Consider the following 24,277-nt stretch of genomic DNA (forward strand, 5'->3'; position numbering starts at 1 on the left):
CCGGAAGCTACACGCTTGTTCGACGTTGCGCTGCCCCTACTGATGAGAAGTGCCCCGGATCGGAGGAATCTCTGGTTTTTCTCGTATGCGAGGGTGAAGAGCGCGTATCAGCCGCCCGCTCCGAAGGCGGTGACGAGATACTCCTTGGCCGACGACGACGAACCGGCGGTGTGGGCGTACCCGGCGGACAGGTAGAGGTGCCCCTGGGAGTAGAGGACCTCCCCGTACTCCGGTGACATGGCGGTCTCCACCGCCTTGACCGCCGTGGTCGCCGGGTTCTCCAGCAGCTTGGTCTCCTTGAAGGAGCCGCCGTCGATGCTGACGACCTGGGCACCCTTGTCGTACGGCGCATTCTTGTACGCGATCAGGTTGGGGCCGTCCATGCGCAGGGGCGTGATCGTGTAGTTGTCCCCGGCGTCGGCGCGCTGGCCGGTCTGCTTGCCGGTGGCCAGGTCGAAGGCGACGATCTCGTTGGTCTTCGTGTAGTCCCCGTCGCCGTCGTGCTCCTCGGTCGCCAGGTACAGCCTGTCGTTGCCGACCACCACTCCCGTGCACTTCTCCAGCTCGTAGATGCCGTCGCAGCGGGCCGCGTAGGAGCTGCCCGGCGTGGAGATACGGGTGCGCAGTGCGCCGGTCCTGCCGTCGATGGAAAAGACGTCCGAGAAGCCGCTGCCGTCGCCCGCGCTGTCGTTGACGTCGGCGGCCACCACGAGCGGGTCGGTCGACACGACGCTCGCGTAGTCGATGCCCGAGGTCATCTTGTACTCGGAGAGCACCTTGCCGGAGACCGGGTCGAGGGTCTGGATGTGCAGCTGCCCGGTGTCGCCGCTGCCGCACCTGCGGACCGCGACCAGCTTGGCGCCGCCGCCGTAGCCGGCGTCGTAGCAGCTGTCGGCCGGCTTCGGCTGCCAGCGGATCTTGCCGGAGGCGAGGTCCAAGGCGGCGCCGCCGCTGCTGCCGCCGACCGCGACCGTCTGCTGAGCGACCGTCACGTTGTCGAAGTTGACCGCGACATCACCGGACTTGATCGTCTTGGTCCACAGTTCCTTACCGGCGTTCAGGTCGATCGCGGCGATCCGAGTGCAGCCGGCCGTGGAGCCCTTCGCGGGCATCTTCGGCTGGAAGACGACCGCGGTCCGGCCGTCCGCGCTGGCGTGCTCGCTGGCGCGGCAGACCGGGCCGGACAGCGGGACCGTCCACAGTTCGGCGCCCGAGTCGGGGTCGTAGCCGGTGATCCGGGCGACGCCGCTCTTCGCGTAGACCTTGTCGGTGAGCCAGGAACCGGCGGTGACGGTCGTGTCCTTCGCCGTGGGCAGCGGGACCTGGAAGAGGACCTTGGAGGCGGGGTCCGCGGGCACCTTCTCGGTGCCCTTGCCGTTCTTGCCGCCGTCCCCGCCGCCGTTCGCGTCCTGGCCGCCGGTGCTGCCGCCGCTGGAGCTCGCGGTGTCGTCCTTCTTGCCGTCGCCGCCGGAGGACCTGGCGTACCAGATGCCGCCGCCGACGATCAGCGCGATGGCGGCGACCGCGGCGACGACGATGAGCAGCGTGGCGTTGTTCCGGCCGGGGCCGGGAGCGGGGCCGCCCGGTTGGCCGCCCTGGTAGCCGTAGCCGGGCTGGGGCGGCTGGTTCGGGTAGCCGTAGCCGGGCTGCTGGGCGTACGGGTTCGGGGACTGTTGCGGATAGCCGTAACCCGGCTGGGGTGCCGGGGGCTGCTGTGGGTAGCCGTAGCCCGGCTGGGGCTGCGGTGCGCCGAATCCGGGCTGCTGCGGGGGCTGGTTGGGCGGGGGCGGGGGCGGCTGGGTCATGACGGGGGTACCTCGGGAGACGGCGCGTGAGACGGCTGGGGACGGCGTGGACTGCTGGACGGCACGGGACGGGCCCCGCTCAGTTGCCGAAGGCCATCATCAGCTTCTCCTTCGCGTCGTCGCTGCCGGTCAGCCGCGTGGAGGAGAGGTAGAAGCGGCCGTCGGCCCAGTCGACGGCGCCGTCGTAGAAGCCGCCCTCGATGTCGGCGGTGTGCTGCGGGTTCTGCAGCAGCTTGGTGGCGGGGTGGGTGGAGCCCGTGGTCGGGATCGACACGACCTGGCCGCCCGCGTCGTACGACGGCCGTACGTACGCGACGAGTTTGCCGCCCTCGACCTCGACCGGGTACATCCCCTCGTCCGTCGGGGACTTCGTACGCCACTTCGCCGTACCGTCGGTGAGGCTGATCGCGACGATCTCGTTGCCGCCGCCGCTCGCGTCCGTCGGCAGGTAGAGGGTGTTCGCGTCGACGGCCACGCCCTGGCAGCCCTGGAGGTCACGGGCGAGGATCGCCAGGCCGCACTGGGGCGCGAACTTCTCGTCCACCTTCACCTCGGAACTGAACGTGCCCTTGCCGTCCAGTACCGAGATGTTCCAGGCCTTCTTCTCCTCGTTGGTCAGGTAGACCACGAGCGGGTCGACGGAGTAGGTCCGCTCGACCGTCCAGCCCTTCTTGATCGGCCGCGTCCACTCGACGCGGCCGGTGGCCGGGTCGAGCTGCGAGATCTCGTCGTGCTCGGCGCTGCCGCCGGCGGCGCAGGACGCCACCTCGATCAGCCTGTCCGTGCCGCCGGCGAACGCCGTCGGGAAGCAGGCCGCACCGTACTTCTTCTTGTCGTACAACTTGTCGCCGCTGTCGAGGTCGTACGCCGTGCCCGACTCGGAACGGCCGGCCATCAGGGTCTTTCCACTGATCGTCAGCTCGATGCTGAGGGCGCTGTCGAACAGCCCGCCGTCGGCGACGGTCGCGGTCCAGCCCTTCTTGCCCGTGTCGAGGTCGATCTCCTGCAGCTGGTTGCACTTGGCGCGGTCGCTGGTGCCGTTCATGTAGGCCACGACGACCTTGCCGTCCGCCGACTTCTGCGGGGTGACCGCGCAGATCTTCTGCGGGAACGTGATCGGGGCCCAGGCCGGGTCGCCGTTGCCCACCTTGTAGGCGAAGACCTGCTTGTACGCCGCCTTCACCGCCGTCTTCCCGGTGATCCACATGCCGGGCGCGTCGGCGCCGGAGGCGGGCGCGTCGGGTGCCGACTTGTACCAGAGCACCTTGGCCTCGCCGGACTTGCGGCCCGCGTTGAGGTTCTCCGGGTCCGCACCGCCGTCGCCGCTGCCGTCACCCGGGTTGACCGGGGTGCCGGTGCCGGAGGCCTTGGGGTCGTCGGACTGCTGGGCGACCGGCTTCTTGCCGTCGCCCTCGCCGGTCAGGGCGTACACCGTGCCGCCGACGACCAGCAGTCCCGCCACCGCCGCCGCGACGATCAGCGCGGGCTTCCCCTTGAACGGCCCGCCGCCCGAGCCACTGCCGCTGGAGGGCGGGGGCATCCCGGGTCCGCCGGGGTACTGCGGCTGCTGCTGGGGGTAGCCGTAACCGGGCTGCGGCCCGTACGGACCCGGTGTGCCGTAGGGGCCGGGGGCGGGCTGCTGCGGGTAGCCGTAACCCGGTTGTGGCTGGGGCGCGCCGAAGCCGCCCTGCGCGGGCGGCTGTTGCGGGGCGCCGAAGCCGCCGCCCGGTGGCGGCTGGTCCTGTGGCGCTCCGAATGCGCCGTGCGGCGGCTGGCCGGGCGGCTGTGTCATCAGCGTTCTTCCCCCTCGTTCACTGATTTCGAGCCATGCCTGGGGCTGGTGACGGACCCTCGGTCGCACTCAGGCAGTTCTCAGACTGACCTTTCTACCACCCGGCACTGACAGCCCACGGGCCCTCATGTGCCGCTGTTCCCAAGGGAGAACCGGCCCGTGATGCCGCCGTTACGCGCCTTCACGCCCCCTTCACCGGGCCCGCGCAAGGGGGGTGCGCGGGGACCGAAGAGGGCTGATTCACGCCGGTGGCGGCTACGCGTCCTCCGCCAGCTCCAGCCAGCGCATCTCCAGTTCCTCGCGCTCCGTGGCCAGGTCACGCAGCTGGGCGTCGAGTTCGGCGACCTTCGTGAAGTCCGTGGCGTTCACGGCGATCTGGTCGTGCAGCTTGGTCTCCTTCTCGGAGACGCGGTCCAGCTGACGCTCGATCCGCTGGAGTTCCTTCTTGGCGGCGCGCTGGTCGGCGGCGCTCCGCTCGGCCGTGGCGGCCTTGGGGGCCGCGGCGGTGGCGGTGGCGGCGACCGCCTCCTCCATGCGCTGCCGGCGCTCCAGGTACTCGTCGATGCCGCGCGGCAGCATCCGCAGCGTGGCGTCGCCGAGGAGGGCGAAGACGCGGTCGGTGGTGCGCTCCACGAAGAACCGGTCGTGGGAGATGACGATCATCGAGCCGGGCCAGCCGTCGAGGACGTCCTCCAGCTGGGTGAGGGTCTCGATGTCGAGGTCGTTGGTGGGCTCGTCGAGGAAGAGGACGTTCGGCTCGTCCATGAGCAGGCGCAGCAGCTGGAGGCGGCGGCGCTCACCGCCGGACAGGTCGCCGACCGGCGTCCACTGCTTCTCCTTGCTGAAGCCGAACGTCTCGCACAGCTGCCCGGCGGTCATCTCGCGCCCCTTGCCGAGGTCGACGCGCTCGCGCACCTGCTGGACCGCCTCCAGGACCCGGGTGGCCGGGTCCAGCTCGACGACCTCCTGGGAGAGGTAGGCGAGCTTGACGGTCCTGCCGACGACGACCCGCCCGGCGGCCGGCTGCGCCTCGCCCTCCGTGCGCGCGGCCTCGGCCATGGCGCGCAGCAGCGAGGTCTTGCCGGCGCCGTTGACGCCGACCAGGCCGATGCGGTCGCCGGGGCCGAGCTGCCAGGTGACGTGCTTGAGCAGCACCTTCGGTCCGGCCTGGACGGTCACGTCCTCCAGGTCGAAGACGGTCTTGCCGAGCCGCGACGAGGCGAACTTCATCAGCTCGGAGGTGTCACGCGGCGGCGGCACGTCCTTGATCAGCTCATTGGCGGCCTCGACCCGGAAGCGCGGCTTGGAGGTACGGGCGGGAGCGCCGCGGCGCAGCCAGGCCAGCTCCTTGCGGACCAGGTTCTGCCGCTTGGTCTCCTCGGTGGCCGCGATCCGCTCGCGCTCCGCGCGGGCGAAGACGTAGTCGGAGTAGCCGCCCTCGTACTCGTAGACGGCGCCGCGCTGCACGTCCCACATGCGGGTGCAGACCTGGTCGAGGAACCAGCGGTCGTGGGTCACGCACACCAGTGCCGACCGGCGCTCCCGCAGGTGCTTGGCCAGCCAGGAGATGCCCTCGACGTCGAGGTGGTTGGTGGGCTCGTCGAGGACGAGCAGGTCCTGCTCCTCGATGAGCAGCTTGGCGAGCGCGATGCGCCGCCGCTCGCCACCCGACAGCGGGCCGATGACGGTGTCCAGGCCCTTGGGGAAGCCGGGCAGGTCCAGGCCGCCGAAGAGGCCGGTGAGGACGTCCCGGACCTTGGCGTTGCCGGCCCACTCGTGATCGGCCATGTCGCCGATGACCTCGTGCCGGACGGTGGCGGCCGGGTCGAGGGAATCGTGCTGGGTGAGGACGCCGATGCGCAGCCCGCCGGAGTGGGTGACACGGCCGGTGTCGGCCTCCTCCAGCCTGGCGAGCATCCGGATGAGGGTGGTCTTGCCGTCGCCGTTGCGGCCCACCACGCCGATGCGGTCGCCCTCCGACACGCCGAGCGAGACGCCGTCCAGCAGGGCACGGGTGCCGTAGACCTTGCTGACGTTCTCGACATTGACCAGGTTGACGGCCATTTCACTCCTGCGCAGGGGGACGGTCAGCCTCCCAGCGTAATGCGCGCCGGGAGGCCGTCCCGCCGGGAGCTGTTTTCCGCCCGCCCGCGCGCGTACCTCGCCGAGGAGGTCGTACCTCGTCACGGGTGGCACTGCGGCCCTCGTGGACGTCGCGCGCCGCGGGAGAGGCCGCCACGGCGCGCGACGCGGTGCTCGCGAGGCCTCAGGCGCTCGCCCCGCCCAGTCGCCGGCCCTGGATCAGCGCGGCCGCCGGTGCCAGGCCGCGGCCGGTCCCGGCGGTCTGCTCGCCGACCGGCATGTCGTCGCGCATGAGGTTCTCGGGGATGAGGACCGCGGCCGTGACACCGCCGTTCGGCGAGGGGCGCAGCTCGACCCTGAGGCCCTGCCGCTCGCGCAGCCGGTTGACCACGAACAGCCCGATCTGCTTGGCGTCGAGGAGGTCGACCTTGGCGGACTGGATCTTGCCGTTGGCCTCGGCCATCGCCTGCTCGTTCATGCCGAAGCCGCTGTCCTCGATCTCGACGAGCAGGCCGTCACGCATCCGCGCGGCACGCAGTTGCACCTTGGTGCTGGGGGGCGAGAAGGCGGCCGCGTTCTCGACGAGTTCGGCGATCAGATGGATCACGTCGGCCACCGAGCCGCCGGCGAGCGACACGCGCGGCACGGCCCAGATCTGCACGCGCGCGGAGTTCTCGATCTCGGCGACGGCGGCGCGCACCACGTCCGCCAGCGGGATCGGGTCCCGCCAGCCGCGGCCCGGTGCGATCCCGGAGAGGATGAGCAGGCTCTCCGAGTGACGGCGCATCCGGGTGGCGAGGTAGTCGACGCGGTAGAGGTCGTACAGCTCGGTCTGGTCCTGCTGGCGGCTCTGCATCTGGTCGAGCAGGTCCAGCTGGCGGTGGAGCAGCACCTGGCTGCGGCGCGCGAGGCTGACGTACACGCCGGAGATGCCGCTGAGGAGCTCGGCGCGCTCGGAGGCGGCCTTCAGGGCGGCGCGCTGGACAGCCGTGAGCGCGGTGCCCACCTGGGCGAGTTCGTCACCCACGAGGCGGCGCATGGGTGCCTCGGCGTCGATGTCGACGCCCTGCCCGGCGTGCAGCTTGCGCATGGCCTGCGGGAGGCGGCGGCCGGCCACCTCCAGGGCGGAGTTCCGCAGGTCGAGGAGTTCGACGATCAGGCCGCGGCCGACGCCCACCGAGACCAGCAGCGACAGCAGGACGCCGACCAGGCCGAGGACGACGGCGACGCCGGACGCGCCGAGCGTGCTCCAGCCGAACGTGGCGGCCTTGGCCGTGGCTCCCGTACCGGCGCCCTCCTCGGCCGCCGTCAGCTGGTCGAGGACGCCGGTGGCGGAGCCGTCCCAGCCGGACAGCGTGGCCGCGGACACCGCGTCGGTGCCAGGACCCGCGGCCTCGACCCGCTCCTCCACGGCGGCCAGCCTCCGGTACCCCGCGCCGTCCAGGATCTCCTCGTACGCCCGCCTGTGCTCGGCCTTCAGATCGGCGACCGCGGGCTCCAGCAGTTCGCGGTGGGTGGCTGCCGCGCCGACGAACGCGGTGTACTGCCGCCGCGTCAGGTCGCCGGCCGCCTCGCCCGCCGCGAGCAGCGCCTGCTCGCGGGCGAACGCCTCACGCGCGCGTGCCAGTTCGAGCACCACGCGGGTCTGCGAGGCGGAGTCGGTGCCCTTCTCGCCGGTGAGCGCCCCGGTGACGGCGAAGGCGCGCTCCACGACGGCCGTGTACTTGGTGTACGCCGTCTGCGCCGCGCCCTTCTCGGCGGTCTCCGCGCGTACGGTGCCCACGGAGTCCGCGGCGCCGGAGAGCAGGTCGATCCGGGCGGGGAGCGCGGAGTTGAGCAGGGCCGCATCGGAGGTGGAGGCGTTGATGCCGTCGGTGAGCTTCGTCCTCGCCCTGTCGGTGGCCGCCCTGGCGGTCTTCAGCGCGGCGAGGGAACGGGTGTCGGGGGCGGCCGCGTAGCGGGTGGCGGCGGTCCGCTCGCCCTGGAGCGCGGTCACGAAGCCGGCCACGGGGGTGAGGAGCTGGGCGTTGACGTCCTTGGCCCGCTCGGTGTCGCCGATCGCGGCGACGGTCGTCACGGCGGCGTACGCCCACAGCGCCATCAGCGAGACGACGGGCAGCATGAGCAGGGCGACGATCTTCGCGCGGACGGATCTGGGGCGGAGCCGTTCGGTGGTACGGCGAACGCGCATGGGGACCTCGTTCGGGGAGGGGCGCGCCCGGGAACCGGCGGGCCGAGGGCGCGCGCGTTCCCGGACGGGGTGAGGGTGTCGAGGAGGTGCGGGGGGGGGTGGCAGCGGGGAACGGCGCTCAGGCCGTGGTCAGTTCGACCTCGCGCAGCAACTCCGCGGCGACGGCGGACTCGTGGCGCTTGCCGGTCGGGGAGAGCGCCACGTACGCGGAGGCCAGGAAGAGGAAGGAGCCGAGCAGCACCGCGAGCGGGAAGAGGAACTCGGTGGCCGTGGCACCGGGCAACTCGGCGCTGCTGGGTTTCAGGTTGACGGTGACGGCGAACATCGCCGTGTAGTGCATGCTGCTCACCGCGAGGCCCATGACGAGCGCGGACAGCGTCGCCAGGACGGGGCCGCGGACGACGAGGGAGAGCGTGAGCGCCGCTGTTGCCGCGACGACGGCGATCGCGACGGACGCGATGACCATCAGCGGGTCGAAGCCCACCGAGCCGTGCAGGTTGAGCGCGGCCATGCCGGTGTAGTGCATCGCGGCGACGCCGAGTCCGGTGCCGAGTCCGCCGAGCAGCACCGCCTGTACGCGCGAACGGCCGTATCCGGCGGTGAAGATGCCGGCGCTGACGACGGCGATCGCCATGACGAGGCTGAGCACGGTCAGCGGGATGTCGTAGCGGATGGGCGTGCCCTCCACGGAGAAGCCCATCATCGCGACGAAGTGCATGGTCCAGATGCCGGACCCGATGGCGAACGAGGCGAGCGTCAGCCAGTTCCGTTTCGAGGCGCCTTCCGCCTCCAGTGCCCTGACGGTGCAGCGCAGTCCCAGCGCCGAGCCGACGCAGGCCATCGCGTAGGACAGGACGGGCGTGACCCATCCGGCGCTGAAGTGGTCCATGTGCCCCATGGAAATGTCCTCTCTACGTGGCACGGACACGTAGTCGCCGCGCACACGAGGTACCGCCGGTAACAGAGGGCGGGGATGGCGATCATGCCAGCCGCCACTTTGAGCCAGACGGCGCGAAAGGGACCATGGGGTGCATTTGTGAAAATTAAATTACCGTGAAGTAGGTAACAGCACCGAATCTTCACATCTTCGCAGGTCAGACCTAGTTTCAGGTTACACGGACCCGGCCGTCCGGTCCGTCGTGAGCACCCTCGCGCCCGGCGCGGGTGCCGTCGCCGTGCGTACCGTGCGGCAGGTGCCGGAGGCGAGGAGCGCCTCGGAGACCTTCTGTGCCGATGCGGTGTCGCGGACCAGGAACGCCGTGGTGGGACCGGAACCGGAGACCAGCGCGGTGAGGGCGCCGGCCGCGCGGCCCGCGTCGAGCGTCTCCGCGAGCTCCGGGAAGAGGGCGAGCGCGGCGGGCTGGAGGTCGTTGGAGACGGCGGCGGCGAGCGCGTCGGCGTCGCCCTTGGCGAGGGCGTCGAGGAGGTCGCGGGAGGCGATGGGCTCCGGGATGTCGCGCCCCGCCGCGAGCCGGTCGAACTCACGGAAGACGGCCGGGGTGGACAGCCCCCGCCCGGCCATCGCGAACACCCAGTGGAAGGTGGAGCCGACTTCGAGGGCGGTGAGGCGCTCACCGCGCCCGGTGCCGAGGGCGGCGCCGCCGACCAGGCTGAAGGGCACATCGCTGCCCAGGTCGGCGCAGATGGCGAGGAGTTCGGCGCGGGAAGCGCCCGCCCGCCAGAGCTCGTTGCAGGCGAGCAGCGCGCCCGCCCCGTCCGCGCTCCCCCCGGCCATGCCGCCGGCGACCGGGATGTCCTTGGCGATGTGGATGTGCACGGCCGGCTCGATGCCCCGGCGCTCGGCGAGCGCGAGCGCGGCCCGCGCGGCGAGGTTGGTGCGGTCCAGGGGGACCTGATCGGCGCCGGGGCCCTCGCAGGTGACGGCCAGTTCGCCGGCGGGGGTGACGGTGACCTCGTCGTAGAGGCCGACGGCGAGGAAGACGTTGGCCAGGTCGTGGAAGCCGTCGGGGCGCGCGGCACCCACCGCGAGCTGGACGTTGACCTTGGCGGGGACGCGTACCGTGACGCTCACTTACCGGGCTCCTTGTGTTCGGCGATCCTCGCGAACTCCTCGACCGTCAGCGCCTCGCCGCGGGCCTGCGGCGAGACCCCGGCCGCGACCAGCGCCGTCTCGGCGGCCGCCGCGGACCCGGCCCAGCCGGCGAGCGCCGCCCGCAGGGTCTTGCGCCGCTGCGCGAACGCCGCGTCGACGACCGCGAAGACCTCGCGCCTGGACGCCGTCGTCTTCAGCGGTTCCGCGCGCCGGACGAGGGAGACGAGCCCGCTGTCGACGTTCGGGGCGGGCCAGAAGACGTTGCGCCCGATGGCACCGGCGCGCTTCACCTCGGCGTACCAGTTGGCCTTGACGGACGGCACGCCGTACACCTTGTTGCCGGGTCCGGCGGCGAGCCGGTCGGCGACCTCGGACTGCACCATCACCAGCGTCCGCTCGATGCTCGGGAAGGTCTCGAGCATGTGCAGGAGGACGGGGACGGCGACGTTGTAGGGGAGGTTCGCGACGAGTGCGGTCGGCGGGGGGCCTGGCAGCTCGGTGACGTGCATCGCGTCGGAGTGGACCAGCGCGAACCGGTCCGCGCGCGCCGGCATGCGCGCCGCGATCGTCGCGGGCAGTGCGCCGGCCAGCACGTCGTCGATCTCGACCGCGGTGACCCGGTCGGCGACCTCCAGGAGCGCGAGCGTGAGGGACCCGAGGCCCGGGCCGACCTCCACGACGACGTCGTCCGGGCGGACCTCGGCGGTGCGGACGATACGGCGGACCGTGTTGGCGTCGATCACGAAGTTCTGGCCGCGCTGCTTGGTGGGGCGTACACCGAGCGCTGCCGCGAGCTCACGGATGTCGGCGGGGCCGAGGAGGGCGTCAGGGGTCGGGCTGCTCACGGGACAAGGGTACGGGCCGCCGGGGACACCTTCCGCCGGTCACCTGTGCAGCCGCGCCCCGCAGTGCGGCCAGGGCGTGGAGCCGCGGCTCACGTAGAGCTTCTTGGCGCGGAACGTCTGCTCCTCGGCCGAGGCGTCCTGCGGGCGCCCGCTGCCGCCGAGGCTGTGCCAGGTGTGGGTGTCGAACTGGTACAGCCCGCCGTACGTCCCGGAGGGGTCCACCGCGTGCGGGCGGCCGCCGGACTCGCACGCGGCGAGACCGTGCCAGTTCAGGCCGTCGGTGCCCTTCGCGGAGTCCGGGTGCGGCTTGGTCCCCACCTGCACGAGCTGGGTGCGCGGTTCGCGCACCACCTCGGACGTCTCGCGGCGGGGCTTCTGCCGGACGCCGTTGACGGAGCGCAAGTAATATGTCACACGGCGCAACCCCGGCCGCCCGGCCCGCTCGACCACCTCGGTGCCCTTGAACAGCGTCGGGTCCGCCGTCCGCCGCACCTCGAACGGGATGGTCTCCTCGCGCACCTCCCTGCTGCCCGTCACGCGCAGCACGGTCACCGTCTGCCCGTCGCGCGGGAAGCCGGACTGGGGCACCGAGGTGGTGTCCTGGCCGTGCAGGGTGATCCCGGCCTCCTCGACGGCCTCGCGGACGGTCGCCGCGTTGGTGCGGATGGTCCGGGTCCGGCCGTCCGCCAGGACCGTGACCGTGCGCTCGGTGCGTACGTCGAGTGCGAGCCCGGCGCGTCCGATGCTCTGGGAGCGCGAGGCCGACAGGTACGCGCCCTCGGCACGCACCCCCAGCTGCCGGAGCGCCCCGTCCACCGTGCGCGCCGTCGTCCACACCTCGCGCCGTTCTCCGTCCAGTGTGAGCCGTACGGGGCGGCCGTAGCGCACCGCGACCTCGTCGCCGCTGGCCAGCGCCGTGCCGGGGGCGGGCGCCACCACGTCGTGCGCCCCGACCGGTACGCCCTCCTCGGTGAGCAGGCCGGTCACGTCGTCGGCGAACGTGTGCAGGGTGCGCGGCCTGCCGTCCACGGTCAGCTCGATCGCCTTGTCCTTGGCGAGGAAAGCGGTGGTGCCGCCCGCGAGGAACGCGACGACGAGCGCCTGCGGCAGCAGACGGCGCACCGCGGACTCCGGGCGCCTGGAGTTCCGCGCCTTCCGCCGGCGCGCGGCGCGTCGCCCCACCACGGCACGCGCGCCCGCTTCACCCCCCTCACCCTGCGAACCGCGCCCGCCCTGCCGCGGCAGCACCGGCTCACTCGCGTACGCCTGTGCCGCGACCTCGTACGCCGGGCGGTAGGTGTCACCCCCGTACGCCGTCCCGTACGCCGCGCCGTATGCCGGCGTCTCGGCGTCGTACACGCCGTACATCTCCTGCGCGCCGTGCACTCCGGGCGCGCCATAGGGGTCGTGCGTCCCAGACGTCTCGTACTGCGATGCGCTCACGCCGACACGCTCCAGAGGGCCAGAGGGGTCCGGATCGGGCCCCCAGAACCTAGCGGAGCGCCCGTCACTCTCCAAAGCGGCACGACTACGCACGGTCGCGGGCGGACCGAAGGCGCGACCCCGCGAACGTTATGCGCCAGTTATGATCGATATACCCTCAGTAGTCGAAGGCGCGGGCCGTGTTCGCGCCCAGGGCCGTCGCCAGCGCGTCCTCGTCGATACCGCGTACGGCGGCCATCGCGCGCACCGTGACCGGAATGAGATACGGGGCGTTGGGCCGTCCGCGGTACGGCGCCGGGGTCAGGAAGGGCGCGTCGGTCTCCACAAGGAGCAGTTCCAGGGGGGCGACCAGCACCGCGTCCCGCAGGTTCTGGGCGTTCTTGAAGGTGACGTTGCCGGCGAAGGACATGAAGTAGCCCTCGCGGGCGCACTCCTCGGCCATCCCGGCGTCCCCGGAGTAGCAGTGGAACACGGTCCGCTCGGGGGCGCCCTCCTCCTTGAGGACGCGCAGGACGTCGGCGTGGGCGTCGCGGTCGTGGATGACGAGGGCCTTGCCGTGCCGCTTGGCGATCTCGATGTGGGCGCGGAAGGAGCGCTCCTGGGCGGCCTTGCCCTCGGGCCCGGTGCGGAAGTAGTCGAGGCCGGTCTCGCCGACGCCCTTCACCTGGGGCAGCCCGGCCAGCCGGTCGATCTCGGCGAGCGCCTCGTCCAGCGCCGCGTCCCCGCCCCCGGCACGGGCCCCCTGCCGGGACCATCCTCCCCCAGCCCCAGGGGGCTGGGAGGTGCCCCCAGGGTCGCCGTGCACGATCCGCGGGGCCTCGTTGGGGTGCAGCGCGACGGTCGCGTGGACGTTCGCGTGCGCGGCGGCGGTGTCGGCCGCCCACCGCGAGCCCTTGATGTCGCAGCCGACCTGGACGACGGTCGTCACGCCCACCGAAGCGGCCTTCGCGAGGCCCTCCTCGACCGTGCCGGACTGCATGTCGAGGTGGGTGTGGGAGTCGGCGACGGGCACCCGGAGAGGTTCCGGGAGCGGCGGCGCCGCGTTCTTGTCGGCCGTAGGGGAGGCCGTACCGGAGGCGTTCGAAGGCATGCCCCGATCCTACGAAAGGGGCATGCCCGCCGGACCCGCGCCCGGGTCAGCTCGCCTTGCGCTGGAAGGGGTGCAGGAGATCCGACAGGTGCCAGTGGTGCACCGCCTTGACCTCCGCGGAGGTCTCCGCCGCCACGGCCGGCCCGGTCTCCGCACCGTCCTGCCCGACGGAACGGTCCTGCGCCGCCGGCTGATGCGACCGCTGCGCGGCGTTCCGCACCGACGAGACCTGCCCCGCGCGCATGATCCGCAGGACCTGGCCGTCGCAGTTCAGGCACGAGGGCCGGCTCAGCGGTGACGGGACGACCCGGCCGTTCGCCACGTACTTGACGAACTCGTGGTTGTCGGCGTCGGTGTGGTGCTCTATCTCGTACGACTGCTCCCAGCCGTGCCCGCATCGCATGCAGGCGAAGGAATACGACTCGTGGACGACGGCTGTGGCCGCACCGCTGAGGCCGGTCTGCCCTGCGATCTCACTCATGCCAGCTCCTCTTGTCCGCTCGGACAAGCACGCGCCCCCGGCGCGGGGATTCCCCCCGGAATCCCATGGGGGTGAGGGACGGGTGCGTCCCTGCTGACCAGTGGACGCCTTCACCGACGCGAATGCGACAGGCCTGCCGAGTGTTGGAGGCGATTTGGATTCTGCTTGCCAAATCGGCCTCGCCGCATAGGGCTGGGCTTTGCGTTTCCCGCCCCCGCTTTACCGTCCCGTGGGGCGCGCGCTCAGAGGAGACGCACCCCGCTCAGAGGACACATCACCGCAGGTCAGGGGCGCACGCTCAGGGGAGAAGCGGCTCGCTCGGAGATCAGGACGCGCCCTCTTTCAAACACCCTGCACGAGAGCGCCCCTTCAGGGGCATGGGGAACTGCGCGACCAGCCCCCACCACCCCGCACACGACTACACAAGAGCAACCACCACGGCGCCGCCGAAACCGGCCTCACCCATCCACACGCTTCGCGGCAACCACGGCGTCGAACACCACCCGCTTCGGAATCCCCGCCTCCACCGCCACCGCCGCGATCGCCTCCTTACGGCGCTCGCCGGCCTCCTCCCGCACCCGCACCCGCCGCACCAGCTCCTCCGCGTCGAGTTCCTCGGGCCCGCGCTCGGGGGCGCCCTCGACGACCACGGTGATCTCGCCGCGCACCCCGTCGGCGGCCCACACCGCCAGTTCGGCCAGCGGACCGCGCCGCACCTCCTCGTACGTCTTGGTCAGCTCACGGCAGACGGCGGCCCGCCGGTCGGCGCCGAAGACCTCGGCCATGGCGGCGAGGGTGTCGTCGAGGCGGTGCGGGGCCTCGAAGTAGACGAGCGTGCGGCGCTCCTCGGCGACCTCCGCCAGCCGCGAGCGGCGCTCGCCCGCCTTGCGCGGCAGGAACCCCTCGAAGCAGAACCGGTCGACGGGCAGCCCGGACAGCGCGAGCGCGGTGAGCACGGCGGACGGCCCCGGGACGGCCGTGACCCGGATCTCCTTCTCCACGGCGGCCGCGACCAGCCGGTAGCCGGGGTCGGAGACGGACGGCATCCCGGCGTCGGTCACGAGCAGCACGCGCGCGCCGCCGACGAGCTCCTCGACCAGTTCCGGTGTGCGGGCCGCCTCGTTGCCCTCGAAGTACGACACCACGCGCCCCTTGGGCGTCACGCCGAGCGCCTGGGTGAGCCAGCGCAGCCGACGCGTGTCCTCGGCCGCGATCACGTCGGCGCCGGTCAGCTCCGCGACGAGCCGGGGCGGCGCGTCCGCGACGTCGCCGATGGGGGTGCCTGCGAGGACAAGGGTTCCAGTCACGCCTCCATCCTCGCAGCCGCCACCGACAGCGCCGTCCCCACCGGACAGCGCCCCCCGGCACCTGGGGAGGTGAACGCAAAGGAACCCACCACGAAGCCCCATTGCACGGGACTCACACAGAACGGTTCCCTACGATGGCGCGGTGACCAGTACCGCGTCCTCCACGGACACCCGGCAGGGCCAGGCAGCGCTCGACGAGCGGCCGACGTGGCAGCAGCGGCTGCGCCGGTTCGGCTACACGGCCAGCCCGGCGCACACGGCGCACACCCCCGGTGACAGAGGCGCCTCGGGCTCCGGCGCGCACGCCGACATCGTCGACCGCCTGGTGCCGCCGTACGCCGAGCCCGGCTCCCGGCTGTGGCTCGCCCTGGGGGTGCCCCCGGTGCTCGCCGAGCGGATCACCCGCTGGTCGGGCTGGGGCGGTCCGCTCCTCGTGACGCTGATGGCGGGCCTGCTGCGGTTCTGGAACCTGGGCAGCCCCAAGGCGGTGATATTCGACGAGACGTACTACGCGAAGGACGCGTGGGCGCTCGTCCACCGCGGTTTCGAGGTCAACTGGGACAAGAACGCCAACGACCTGATCCTGCAGAAGGCCGGCCACGTCGGCATCCCGGTGGACGCGGCGTACGTCGTGCACCCGCCGGTCGGCAAGTACGTCATCGGGCTCGGGGAGCTGATCTTCGGCTTCAACCCGTTCGGCTGGCGGTTCATGACGGCGCTGCTCGGCACGCTGAGCGTGCTGCTGCTGTGCCGGATCGGGCGCCGGATGTTCCGGTCCACGTTCCTGGGCTGCCTGGCGGGCGGCCTGATGGCGGTGGACGGGCTGCACTTCGTGATGAGCCGCACCTCGCTGCTCGACGGCGTGCTGATGTTCTTCGTGCTGGCCGCGTTCGGCTGTCTGGTCATCGACCGGGACAGGTCGCGGGCGAAGCTGGCGGCCGCGCTGCCGCCCGACGCGGACGGCCGGATCCGCCCGGACGCGCGCGTGGCCGACGGTTTCCGCTTCGGGTGGCGTCCCTGGCGCTGGGCCGCCGGCCTGCTGCTGGGCCTCGCGCTCGGCACCAAGTGGAACGCCCTCTACATCCTGGCCGCGTTCTGCCTGATGGCGCTGTTGTGGGACGTCGGCGCCCGCAAGGTGGCCGGTGCCCGGCACCCGTACAAGGCGGTCCTGACGCACGACACGGGGATCACGTTCCTGGCGACGGTCCCGGTGGCGATCGCCGTCTACCTGGCCTCCTGGATCGGCTGGATCCTGTCCCCCACCGACGGAACCGGCGGCTACTTCCGCAGCTGGGCGGCCACCGACGGCAAGGGCGGCAACTGGACGTTCCTGCCGGACTGGCTGCGCAGCCTGTGGCACTACGAGCACGAGGTGTACCTGTTCCACGTCGGCCTCTCGTCGCCGCACACGTACATGTCGAACCCGTGGTCCTGGCTGGTGCTGGGCCGCCCGGTGTCGTACTACTACGAGTCGCCGTCCCCGGGTGTGGACGGCTGCCCGTCGGACGCCGGCGAGAAGTGCGCCCGTGAGGTGCTCGCGATCGGCACCCCGCTGCTGTGGTGGGCGGCCTGCTTCGCGATCGCCTACATCCTGTGGCGGTGGGCGTTCCGCCGCGACTGGCGGGCCGGGGCCATCGCCTGCGGCATCGCGGCCGGTTACCTGCCCTGGTTCATGTACCAGGAGCGCACGATCTTCCTCTTCTACGCCGTCGTCTTCGTGCCGTTCCTGTGTCTCGCGGTGGCGATGATGGTCGGCGCGATCATCGGCCCGCCGGGCTCCAGCGACACCCGACGGCTGGTCGGCGCGTCGAGTGCGGGTGTGCTGGTGCTGCTGATCGCCTGGAACTTCATCTACTTCTGGCCGCTGTACACGGGCACGGCGATTCCGATCGACTCCTGGCGTTCACGTATGTGGCTCGACACCTGGGTGTGAGCCACATCCCTGATCTCCGTTCGGCCAACAGTTCGGCCAATAATCGGCCAACACCTGTCACAGGGACCCCACAACGACCTACAGTGCGAGTCACTACCAGCTTTTGAACGCGTTCACAAAATGCGGAAAAGGCTCACGGGGAGGGATTTCGCACCATGCGCAAGGGGGTCAAGGGCGCCCTGATCGGCGGCGTCTGCGCAGCCGTGCTGGGCGGGGGCGGGTACGGCGCCTACAACGTGCTGTCGGCGCTCCGCGGCGACGACACACCGGCCGTGCGGACCGGGCCGCCCACGAAGGACGAGATCAAGGACACCACGCAGAAGTTCTTCACGGCCTGGGAGAAGGGCCAGTCGGTGACCGCGGCGTCCTTCACGAACGACTCCGCCGACGCCGAACCCGTGCTCACGTCCTTCAGCGACGTGGCGCACATCAAGGACGTGCACATCACGCCCGGCAAGGCGACCGGCGCCACCGTGCCGTACAGCGTGAAGGCGACCGTGTCCTACGGCGGGAAGTCGAAACCGCTCGCCTACAAGAGCCGTCTGACGATCGTGCGCGGCGCGACCACGCACCGCGCGCTCGTCGACTGGAATCCGACCGTGGTCCACCCGGACCTCCGGCGCGGCGACACCCTGTCCACCGGCGAGGCGGCGAGCCCGCCCATCGAGGCCGTGGACCGCAACGGCAAGGTCCTCACCAAGGAGAAGTACCCGTCCCTGGGTCCGATCCTGGACGAACTGCGCAGCCGCTACGGCGACAAGGCGGGCGGCACCCCCGGCGTGGAGCTGGTCATCCAGCACGCGTCCGAGGAGTCGGCCGACACCACGCTGCTGACCCTCGCGGAGGGGAAGGCCGGCAAGCTGCAGACGACGCTCGACGCGCGCGTGCAGGCCGCCGCCGAGACCGCCGTGACGAAGTACGCCGAGTCGTCGGTGGTGGCCGTCAAGCCCAGCACCGGCGAGGTGCTGGCGGTCGCCAACCACCGCGAGGACGGCTTCAACGCGGCCTTCCTCGGCGAGCTGGCGCCCGGTTCCACCATGAAGATCATCAGCGCGGCCACCCTGATCGACACAGGGCTGACGACGGCCACAGGTCCAGCCCCCTGCCCGCCGACCGCGACCTGGCAGAGCCAGACCTTCAGCAACCTCAAGGGACTTCAGCCGGACCTCAAGGCCACCCTCTCGGACAGCTTCGCGCGCTCCTGCAACACGGCGTTCGTGAAGTACGCGGACTCGGTCCAGGTCGACTCGCTCACCAAGGAGGCCGAGGACCGGTTCGGGCTCGGGAAGAACAACTGGAAGGTGGGCATCCCGAGTTTCGACGGCCGGGTCCCCGCCTCCGGCGGCCCGGACACCGCGGCCAACCTGATCGGCCAGGGCCAGGTGCAGATGAGCCCGCTGAACATGGCGTCGGTGGCGGCGACCGCGATGACGGGGACCTTCCGGCAGCCGGTGCTCGTCCCGCAGAAGCTGGACGGCCGTGAACTGGCCACCGCGAAGGGCCTGTCGCCCGCCACGACCGGCCAGCTGCGCGCCATGATGAACCGCACCGCGACCAGCGGCACCGCGGCCGGTGTGATGCGCGGGCTGACCGGCAGCATCGGCGCCAAGACGGGGTCGGCGGAGGTCGACGGCCAGTCCAAGTCGAACAGCTGGTTCGCCGGCTACCGCAACGACGTCGCGGCCGCGGCCATGACCCAGGACGGCGGCCACGGCATCGACGCGGCCGGACCGATTGTCGCGAGTGTGCTACGGATCGGTGGCTGACGTCACTCCCACAGGCCGGGACTCTAGGCTTGGTGCAGTCGTTGGGGAGCGTGAGGGCTACGGGGCGACGGGGACCCCGGGGGAAGTGCGCGGAGGAACTGGACTGTGGGCAAGAGAAGGCGCGTCGTCGAACGACGGAAGAAGAGACCCGCCGTCATCGGCGGGATGATCGCCGTCGTCGTCGGCGGGGCCGGTTTCGGCCTGTACGCGCTGTACGGCGGCGGGGCGGCCGACGCGGCGTCGACCACGGCCGAGCACAAGCCCGTGAAGACCGGCCCGCTGTCCGCCACCGAGGTGCAGACGACGGCGCGCACCTTCCTGGCGTCCTGGCAGCACGGCAAGGTCACACAGGCCGCCGCCGTCACGGACGACAGCAAGGCCTGCATCAGACTCCTCACCGGCTATGCCAAGGACGCCCACGTCAAGGGCGTCACCCTCACCGAGGGCACCCGCACCGGCGACAAGGTCCCGTTCTCCGTGAAGGCGACGGTGTCGTACAAGGGCGTCAGCAAGCCGCTGTCGTACGACTCCGCGTTCACCGTCGTCCGGCGGAAGAGCGACGGCAAGCCGGTGGTGAACTGGCACGCCGCGGTCGTCCACCCGGACCTCTCGGACGGCGACACCCTGGTCACCGGCGAGTCCGGCACCCCGCCCATCAAGGCCCTGGACCGCGACGGCGGGGAGATCACCACCGCCAAGTACCCGTCACTGGGCTCGGTCCTGGACGGGCTGCGGGAGAAGTTCGGCAAGAAGGCCGGCGGCAAGGCGGGCGTCGAACTGCGCGTGGTGCGCGGCAAGGCGGCCGAGAAGGCGAAGCTGTCCGACAAGACGCTCCTGGAGCTCAGCAAGGGCACGCCGGGCACCGTGAAGACCACGCTCAGCCCGACCCTGCAGGCGGCCGCCGAGAAACAGGTCACCACGCAGAAGAACGCCTCGGTCGTGGTGATGCGCCCGTCGACCGGCGAGGTCCTCGCCGTCGCCAACTCCAGCCACGGCTTCAACGTGGCCTTCCAGGGCTCCCTGGCGCCCGGCTCCACGATGAAGATCATCACGTCGACGATGCTGTTCGAGAAGGGGCTCATCACCCCGGACGCGTCGCACCCCTGCCCGAAGACGTACAAGCTCGCCGGGTGGACGTTCCACAACGACGACGACTCCGAGATCAAGCAGGGCACCTTCAAGCTGAGCTTCGGGGCCTCCTGCAACAACGCCTTCATCGACTTCGCGCCGAAGCTGTCCGACAGCGACCTGACGACGGAGGCCCAGCAGGTCTACGGCCTGGGCATGAACAACTGGGCCATCGGCGTCCCGACCTTCGACGGCTCGGTCCCGGTGCAGAGCGGCGCGCAGATGGGCGCCTCGCTGATCGGGCAGGGCGGGGTGCGCATGAACCCGCTGAACATGGCGTCGGTGTCGGCCACGGTGGACACCGGCACCTTCCACCAGCCGTACCTGGTCGCCCCCAGCGTCGACAACCGGACGATCGCGAAGGCCTCGCGCACGATGTCGTCGAAGACGCAGTCGGAGCTGAAGGAGGTCATGCAGTACACGGCGGGGTACGGCACGGCGGCCAAGGCGATGTCGGGCCTGAGTTCGAGCTGCGGCGCCAAGACGGGCTCGGCGGAGGTCGACGGCCAGAAGAAGCCGAACGGCTGGTTCACCGCGTACTGCGGCGACTTCGCCGCCGCGGGCGTGGTCCAGGCGGGCGGCCACGGCGGCGACACGGCCGGACCGATCGTGGCGGCCCTGCTGAAGCTGGGGTCCTCGCTGTAGCAGGGAGTGTCAGCCGGCCACAGGAGTGGCCATGTAGGTCCGCCGGAGGAAGCGCAGCAGGGCCTTCGACTCGAACTGCACCACCGACGTGCCGTGGTCGGAGTGGAACTCCACCACGGCCTGGACCCGCCCCAGCGGCCACACCCGTACGTCACCGCTCTCCGCGGGCGCCCTGAGGCCCTGCTCCAGCAGCGAGCGCGAGAACGTCCACTCGTCCGTGCCGGGGAGGCCGACCCGTACCGTCCTCGGGTCGGCATCGGAGTCGTAACGCAGGACGACGGGCACCGCGGGCGGCTCCTCCTGCGGGTCCTCGTCCGTGACGATGTGGGCTCGCGCATACTGCTCGACTACAGACATCGGACTGCCCTTTACGCTCCGTGATCTGTGCGAAAGCTGTGCATCCGCTTTCTTATCCAATGTCGCACATTTTCCAGAATGCGCTTGCGGGAGCCCCCGTACCCCGCATGCGATTCCGCATGTGACGACCTTCTCGCTCTTGCAAAAGCTTCGCAATAGGACCCTAAAATCGGACCGTGCATGTACCTGACGGATTCATCGACGCCCCCACCTCCGCGGTCACCGCCGTGGTCGCGGCCGGCGCCCTCGCGGTCGGCCTGCGCGGCGCCCGCCGTGAACTCGACGAGCGCACGGCGCCGCTGGCCGGTCTGGTGGCGGCGTTCATCTTCGCCGTACAGATGCTCAACTTCCCCGTCGCGGCCGGAACAAGCGGCCATCTGCTGGGCGGGGCGCTGGCCGCGATACTCGTCGGCCCCTACACGGGCGTGCTGTGCGTGTCCGTGGTGCTGCTGATGCAGGGCATCCTGTTCGCGGACGGCGGGCTGACCGCGCTCGGCGTCAACATCACCGACATGGCGATCGTGACGACCGTGGTCGCGTACGCCGTCTTCCGCGCCCTGCTGAAGGTCCTGCCCCGCGGCAGGCGCTCGGTGACCGCCGCCGCCTTCGTCGCCGCCCTGCTCTCGGTGCCCGCCGCCGCGGTCGCCTTCACGCTCCTCTACGCGGTCGGCGGCACCACCGACGTCGCCATCGGCAAGGTGGCCGGCGCGATGATCGGCGTGCACGTCCTCATCGGCGTCGGCGAGGCCGCGATCACCGCCCTCACGGTCGGCGCGGTCGTCGCCGTACGCCCCGACCTGGTGTACGGGGCGCGCGGCCTGCGCCAGGGGCTGAGGCTGCGCGTGAACGGCGTCCTGGTGGACGCGCCGGAGCCGGCCGCGCCGGTGGCGGCGCGCACCTCCCGTCGCGCGCTGTGGATCAGCGGTCTGGTGACCTCCCTGGTGCTCGCCGGGTTCGTCAGCTTCTACGCCTCCGCCAGCCCCGACGGCCTGGAGAAGGTCGCCCACGACCAGGGCATCGACACGAAGACCGAGGAGCACGCCGCGGCCGGCTCCCCGCTCGCCGACTACGGCGTCGAGGACGTCTCCGACGCCCGGCTCTCCGGCGGCCTGGCGGGCGTCATCGGGGTCGGCACGACCGTCGTCGCGGGCAGCGCGGTGTTCTGGGCGGTGCGCAGGCGCCGTACGAGCGCCCCGGCCGAGGCACGCTGACATGGGTGCAGGGCACGCACACCGGCTCTACCGGCACGCGCACTCCCCCGTGCACGCGCTTCCGCCGCACACCAAGCTCGCCGCCGCCTTCGCCTTCGTGGTCGTGGTGGTCTCGACCCCGCGCACGGCGATGTGGGCGTTCGCGCTGTACGCCGTGCTGCTCGCGTGCGTCGCGCACCACGCGCGCGTGCCCGCCGGCTTCCTGCTGAGGCGGCTGCTGATCGAGGTGCCGTTCGTGGCCTTCGCGGTGCTGATGCCGTTCGTCGCGGAGGGCGAGCGGGTCGGCGTGCTGGGCCTCTCGCTCAGCGTGAACGGCCTGTGGGGCGCCTGGAACGTTCTAGTCAAAGGCACTCTGGGCGTCGCCACCTCCGTCCTCCTCGCGGCCACCACGGAGCTGCGCGCGCTCCTCCTCGGCCTGGAGCGGCTGAAGCTGCCGCCGCTGCTCGTCCAGATCGCCTCCTTCATGATCCGCTACGGCGACGTGATCACCGACGAGATGCGCCGGATGCGGATCGCCCGGGAGTCGCGCGGCTTCGAGGCGCGTGGCGTGCGCCACTGGGGTGTGCTCGCGAAGTCCGCGGGCGCGCTGTTCATCCGCTCCTACGAGCGCGGCGAGCGCGTCCACCTGGCCATGGTGAGCCGGGGGTACGCCGGTTCGATGCCGGTCATCGACGAGGTGACCGCGTCCCGGGCGCAGTGGTCCCACGCCCTCGCGCTGCCCTTGTCCGCCCTTGCCGTCTGCGCGTTGGGATGGGCCCTGTGACCACCGCTCCCGCTTCCCTGGAGGTCTCCGGCCTCGCCTTCGCCTACCCGGACGGGCACCAGGCCCTGTTCGGCGTGGACTTCTCCGTGACACGCGGCGAACGGGTCGCGCTGCTCGGGCCGAACGGCGCCGGGAAGACCACCCTCGTGCTGCACCTCAACGGCATCCTGAGCGGCGGCACGGGCACCGTGACGGTGGCCGGACTGCCGGTCGGCAAGCGGCACATGGCGGAGATCCGGCGCCGGGTCGGCATCGTCTTCCAGGACCCGGACGACCAGCTGTTCATGCCGACGGTCCGCGAGGACGTGGCGTTCGGACCGGCGGCGGCCGGCCTGAAGGGCGCGGAACTGGAGGCACGCGTGCGTGCCGCCCTGGACCGGGTCGGCATGGCCGGCTTCGCCGAACGCCCGCCCCACCACCTGTCCTTCGGGCAGCGCCGCCGGGTGGCGGTGGCGACCGTCCTGGCCATGGAGCCGGAGATCCTCGTCCTGGACGAGCCCTCCTCCAACCTCGACCCGGCCTCCCGGCGCGAACTCGCCGACATCCTGCGCTCCCTGGACGTGACGGTCCTGATGGTCACCCACGATCTGCCGTACGCCCTGGAGCTGTGCCCGCGCGCCCTGATCCTGAGTGACGGCACGATCGCCGCCGACGGGCCCACCGCCGGACTCCTCTGCGACGACACCCTGATGCGTGCCCACCGGCTGGAACTGCCCTTCGGTTTCGACCCGCGCGCGGCGACGGCGGGGCGCGGGAGCGAATGACGCGTTTCCGTGACGGCCGTCCGGCCCGTCCGCGCATCCGTGACAATGGGCGCGTGACGCATCAAGAGGACGCCGGGCCGCTCGCCGGGCCGCTCACCGGGGCGCCGCGGCTGGACGACCAGCTGTGCTTCGCCCTGTATGCCGCGCAGCGCGCCGTGACCGCCGCCTACCGCCCGCTCCTCGACGAACTCGGGCTCACCTACCCGCAGTACCTCGTGCTGCTCGTCCTGTGGGAGCGGGGCGAGACCACGGTGAAGGAGCTGGCGGAGGCGCTCCGGCTGGACTACGGCACGGTGTCGCCGCTGCTGAAGCGGCTGGAGGGGGCGGGTCTGGTGCGCAGGGAGCGCTCGGAGCGGGACGAGCGCTCGGTGCTCGTCGCCTGCACCGAGCGCGCGGAGGAACTGAGGGAGCGCGCGGCGCGCATCCCCGGCGCCCTGCTCACGACGACCGGGCTGGACGGGGCCGACGTGGCGCGGCTGCGCGAGGAGTTGCGGGAGCTCGCGGAGCGGGCGGGCAGGGCGGCCGCACGCCCCTCGTAACAGCGCGCACGCGGGCACTTCGCGCTGCACTCCGCGGCGCACTCCGCTCCCCGGCTCCTGTTACCCACGGTTTCCACCCCCC

19 protein-coding genes are annotated in these 24,277 nt (G+C 71.6%); 7 read left to right on the forward strand and 12 right to left on the reverse strand.

Annotation, left to right across the window (positions count from 1 at the left end; genetic code table 11):
* Positions 1–107: 107 nt before the first annotated feature.
* The 11 genes from KVT45_RS24505 to rsmI all read right to left on the reverse strand — a co-directional run bounded on the left by KVT45_RS24505 (position 108) and on the right by rsmI (position 15,089).
* Positions 108–1,805: a PQQ-binding-like beta-propeller repeat protein gene (locus KVT45_RS24505; protein ID WP_217550862.1), complete on the reverse strand. Its 1,698-nt coding sequence runs from the start codon at positions 1,803–1,805 to the stop codon at positions 108–110.
* A 79-nt stretch (positions 1,806–1,884) separates the two neighbouring features.
* Positions 1,885–3,597, reverse strand: coding sequence for a PQQ-binding-like beta-propeller repeat protein (locus KVT45_RS24510; RefSeq protein WP_217550864.1), 1,713 nt, complete (start codon positions 3,595–3,597; stop codon positions 1,885–1,887).
* A 255-nt stretch (positions 3,598–3,852) separates the two neighbouring features.
* Complete coding sequence (locus KVT45_RS24515) at positions 3,853–5,661, reverse strand: ABC-F family ATP-binding cassette domain-containing protein (RefSeq protein ID WP_217550865.1); 1,809 nt, start codon at positions 5,659–5,661, stop codon at positions 3,853–3,855.
* A 202-nt stretch (positions 5,662–5,863) separates the two neighbouring features.
* Positions 5,864–7,870: an ATP-binding protein gene (locus KVT45_RS24520; protein ID WP_217550867.1), complete on the reverse strand. Its 2,007-nt coding sequence runs from the start codon at positions 7,868–7,870 to the stop codon at positions 5,864–5,866.
* Between the two features lie 118 nt (positions 7,871–7,988).
* Positions 7,989–8,768, reverse strand: a complete 780-nt coding sequence (locus KVT45_RS24525) for an MHYT domain-containing protein (RefSeq protein ID WP_217550869.1) — start codon at positions 8,766–8,768, stop codon at positions 7,989–7,991.
* A gap of 213 nt (positions 8,769–8,981) precedes the next feature.
* Positions 8,982–9,902, reverse strand: a complete 921-nt coding sequence (locus tag KVT45_RS24530) for a 4-(cytidine 5'-diphospho)-2-C-methyl-D-erythritol kinase (RefSeq protein ID WP_217550871.1) — start codon at positions 9,900–9,902, stop codon at positions 8,982–8,984.
* On the reverse strand, positions 9,899–10,768 hold the full coding sequence (gene rsmA / locus KVT45_RS24535; protein WP_217550873.1) for a 16S rRNA (adenine(1518)-N(6)/adenine(1519)-N(6))-dimethyltransferase RsmA: 870 nt from the start codon (positions 10,766–10,768) through the stop codon (positions 9,899–9,901). Before rsmA ends, KVT45_RS24530 begins: the two co-directional genes overlap by 4 nt.
* A 39-nt stretch (positions 10,769–10,807) precedes the next feature.
* Positions 10,808–12,211: a resuscitation-promoting factor gene (locus tag KVT45_RS24540; RefSeq protein ID WP_217550875.1), complete on the reverse strand. Its 1,404-nt coding sequence runs from the start codon at positions 12,209–12,211 to the stop codon at positions 10,808–10,810.
* Between the two features lie 157 nt (positions 12,212–12,368).
* Positions 12,369–13,301, reverse strand: a complete 933-nt coding sequence (locus KVT45_RS24545) for a TatD family hydrolase (protein ID WP_217550877.1) — start codon at positions 13,299–13,301, stop codon at positions 12,369–12,371.
* A 46-nt stretch (positions 13,302–13,347) separates the two neighbouring features.
* Positions 13,348–13,782 (reverse strand): hypothetical protein, encoded by a 435-nt coding sequence (locus KVT45_RS24550; protein WP_217550879.1) that lies wholly within the window; start codon positions 13,780–13,782, stop codon positions 13,348–13,350.
* Between the two features lie 458 nt (positions 13,783–14,240).
* Entirely contained in the window at positions 14,241–15,089 is an 849-nt protein-coding gene (gene rsmI, locus KVT45_RS24555; protein WP_217550881.1) for a 16S rRNA (cytidine(1402)-2'-O)-methyltransferase, read from the reverse strand.
* Between the two features lie 142 nt (positions 15,090–15,231).
* On the opposite strand from rsmI, the gene KVT45_RS24560 reads away from it, so the two are divergent.
* The 3 genes from KVT45_RS24560 (at position 15,232) to KVT45_RS24570 (ending at position 20,561) form a co-directional block, all read left to right on the forward strand.
* A complete protein-coding gene (locus KVT45_RS24560) occupies positions 15,232–17,022 on the forward strand; it encodes a dolichyl-phosphate-mannose--protein mannosyltransferase (RefSeq protein WP_217550883.1) in 1,791 nt (596 codons plus the stop codon).
* 155 nt (positions 17,023–17,177) lie between these two features.
* Positions 17,178–18,788, forward strand: a complete 1,611-nt coding sequence (locus tag KVT45_RS24565) for a penicillin-binding transpeptidase domain-containing protein (RefSeq protein WP_217550885.1) — start codon at positions 17,178–17,180, stop codon at positions 18,786–18,788.
* Between the two features lie 105 nt (positions 18,789–18,893).
* Positions 18,894–20,561, forward strand: coding sequence for a penicillin-binding transpeptidase domain-containing protein (locus KVT45_RS24570; RefSeq protein ID WP_217550887.1), 1,668 nt, complete (start codon positions 18,894–18,896; stop codon positions 20,559–20,561).
* Positions 20,562–20,570: 9 nt separating this feature from the next.
* On the opposite strand, the gene KVT45_RS24575 is transcribed toward KVT45_RS24570, so the two are convergent.
* On the reverse strand, positions 20,571–20,918 hold the full coding sequence (locus KVT45_RS24575; RefSeq protein WP_217550889.1) for an SsgA family sporulation/cell division regulator: 348 nt from the start codon (positions 20,916–20,918) through the stop codon (positions 20,571–20,573).
* A 176-nt stretch (positions 20,919–21,094) separates the two neighbouring features.
* Between KVT45_RS24575 and KVT45_RS24580 the strand changes: the two genes are divergently transcribed.
* Genes KVT45_RS24580 through KVT45_RS24595 form a run of 4 tightly spaced genes read left to right on the forward strand, consistent with a single transcriptional unit; the run spans position 21,095 to position 24,195 of the window.
* A complete protein-coding gene (locus KVT45_RS24580; protein WP_217550891.1) occupies positions 21,095–22,129 on the forward strand; it encodes an energy-coupling factor ABC transporter permease in 1,035 nt (344 codons plus the stop codon).
* 1 nt (position 22,130) lies between these two features.
* A complete protein-coding gene (cbiQ, locus tag KVT45_RS24585) occupies positions 22,131–22,892 on the forward strand; it encodes a cobalt ECF transporter T component CbiQ (protein WP_217550893.1) in 762 nt (253 codons plus the stop codon).
* Positions 22,880–23,656, forward strand: a complete 777-nt coding sequence (locus KVT45_RS24590; RefSeq protein WP_217550895.1) for an energy-coupling factor ABC transporter ATP-binding protein — start codon at positions 22,880–22,882, stop codon at positions 23,654–23,656. Before cbiQ ends, KVT45_RS24590 begins: the two co-directional genes overlap by 13 nt.
* A gap of 53 nt (positions 23,657–23,709) precedes the next feature.
* A complete protein-coding gene (locus KVT45_RS24595; protein WP_308310849.1) occupies positions 23,710–24,195 on the forward strand; it encodes a MarR family transcriptional regulator in 486 nt (161 codons plus the stop codon).
* The last annotated feature ends 82 nt before the right edge of the window (positions 24,196–24,277 follow it).

It is taken from the genome of Streptomyces sp. GbtcB6, assembly GCF_019091475.1.
In the GTDB taxonomy this organism is placed as follows: domain Bacteria; phylum Actinomycetota; class Actinomycetes; order Streptomycetales; family Streptomycetaceae; genus Streptomyces; species Streptomyces hyaluromycini.

Coding starts and splice junctions, on each gene's coding strand:
- KVT45_RS24510 (WP_217550864.1), bottom strand. CDS start 3,597: ATGACACAGCCGCCCGGCCAGCCGCCGCACGGCGCATTCGGAGCGCCA.
- KVT45_RS24590 (WP_217550895.1), top strand. CDS start 22,880: ATGGGCCCTGTGACCACCGCTCCCGCTTCCCTGGAGGTCTCCGGCCTC.
- KVT45_RS24505 (WP_217550862.1), bottom strand. CDS start 1,805: ATGACCCAGCCGCCCCCGCCCCCGCCCAACCAGCCCCCGCAGCAGCCC.
- cbiQ (WP_217550893.1), top strand. CDS start 22,131: ATGGGTGCAGGGCACGCACACCGGCTCTACCGGCACGCGCACTCCCCC.
- KVT45_RS24550 (WP_217550879.1), bottom strand. CDS start 13,782: ATGAGTGAGATCGCAGGGCAGACCGGCCTCAGCGGTGCGGCCACAGCC.
- KVT45_RS24545 (WP_217550877.1), bottom strand. CDS start 13,301: ATGCCTTCGAACGCCTCCGGTACGGCCTCCCCTACGGCCGACAAGAAC.
- KVT45_RS24575 (WP_217550889.1), bottom strand. CDS start 20,918: ATGTCTGTAGTCGAGCAGTATGCGCGAGCCCACATCGTCACGGACGAG.
- KVT45_RS24565 (WP_217550885.1), top strand. CDS start 17,178: ATGCGCAAGGGGGTCAAGGGCGCCCTGATCGGCGGCGTCTGCGCAGCC.
- KVT45_RS24525 (WP_217550869.1), bottom strand. CDS start 8,768: ATGGGGCACATGGACCACTTCAGCGCCGGATGGGTCACGCCCGTCCTG.
- KVT45_RS24520 (WP_217550867.1), bottom strand. CDS start 7,870: ATGCGCGTTCGCCGTACCACCGAACGGCTCCGCCCCAGATCCGTCCGC.
- KVT45_RS24515 (WP_217550865.1), bottom strand. CDS start 5,661: ATGGCCGTCAACCTGGTCAATGTCGAGAACGTCAGCAAGGTCTACGGC.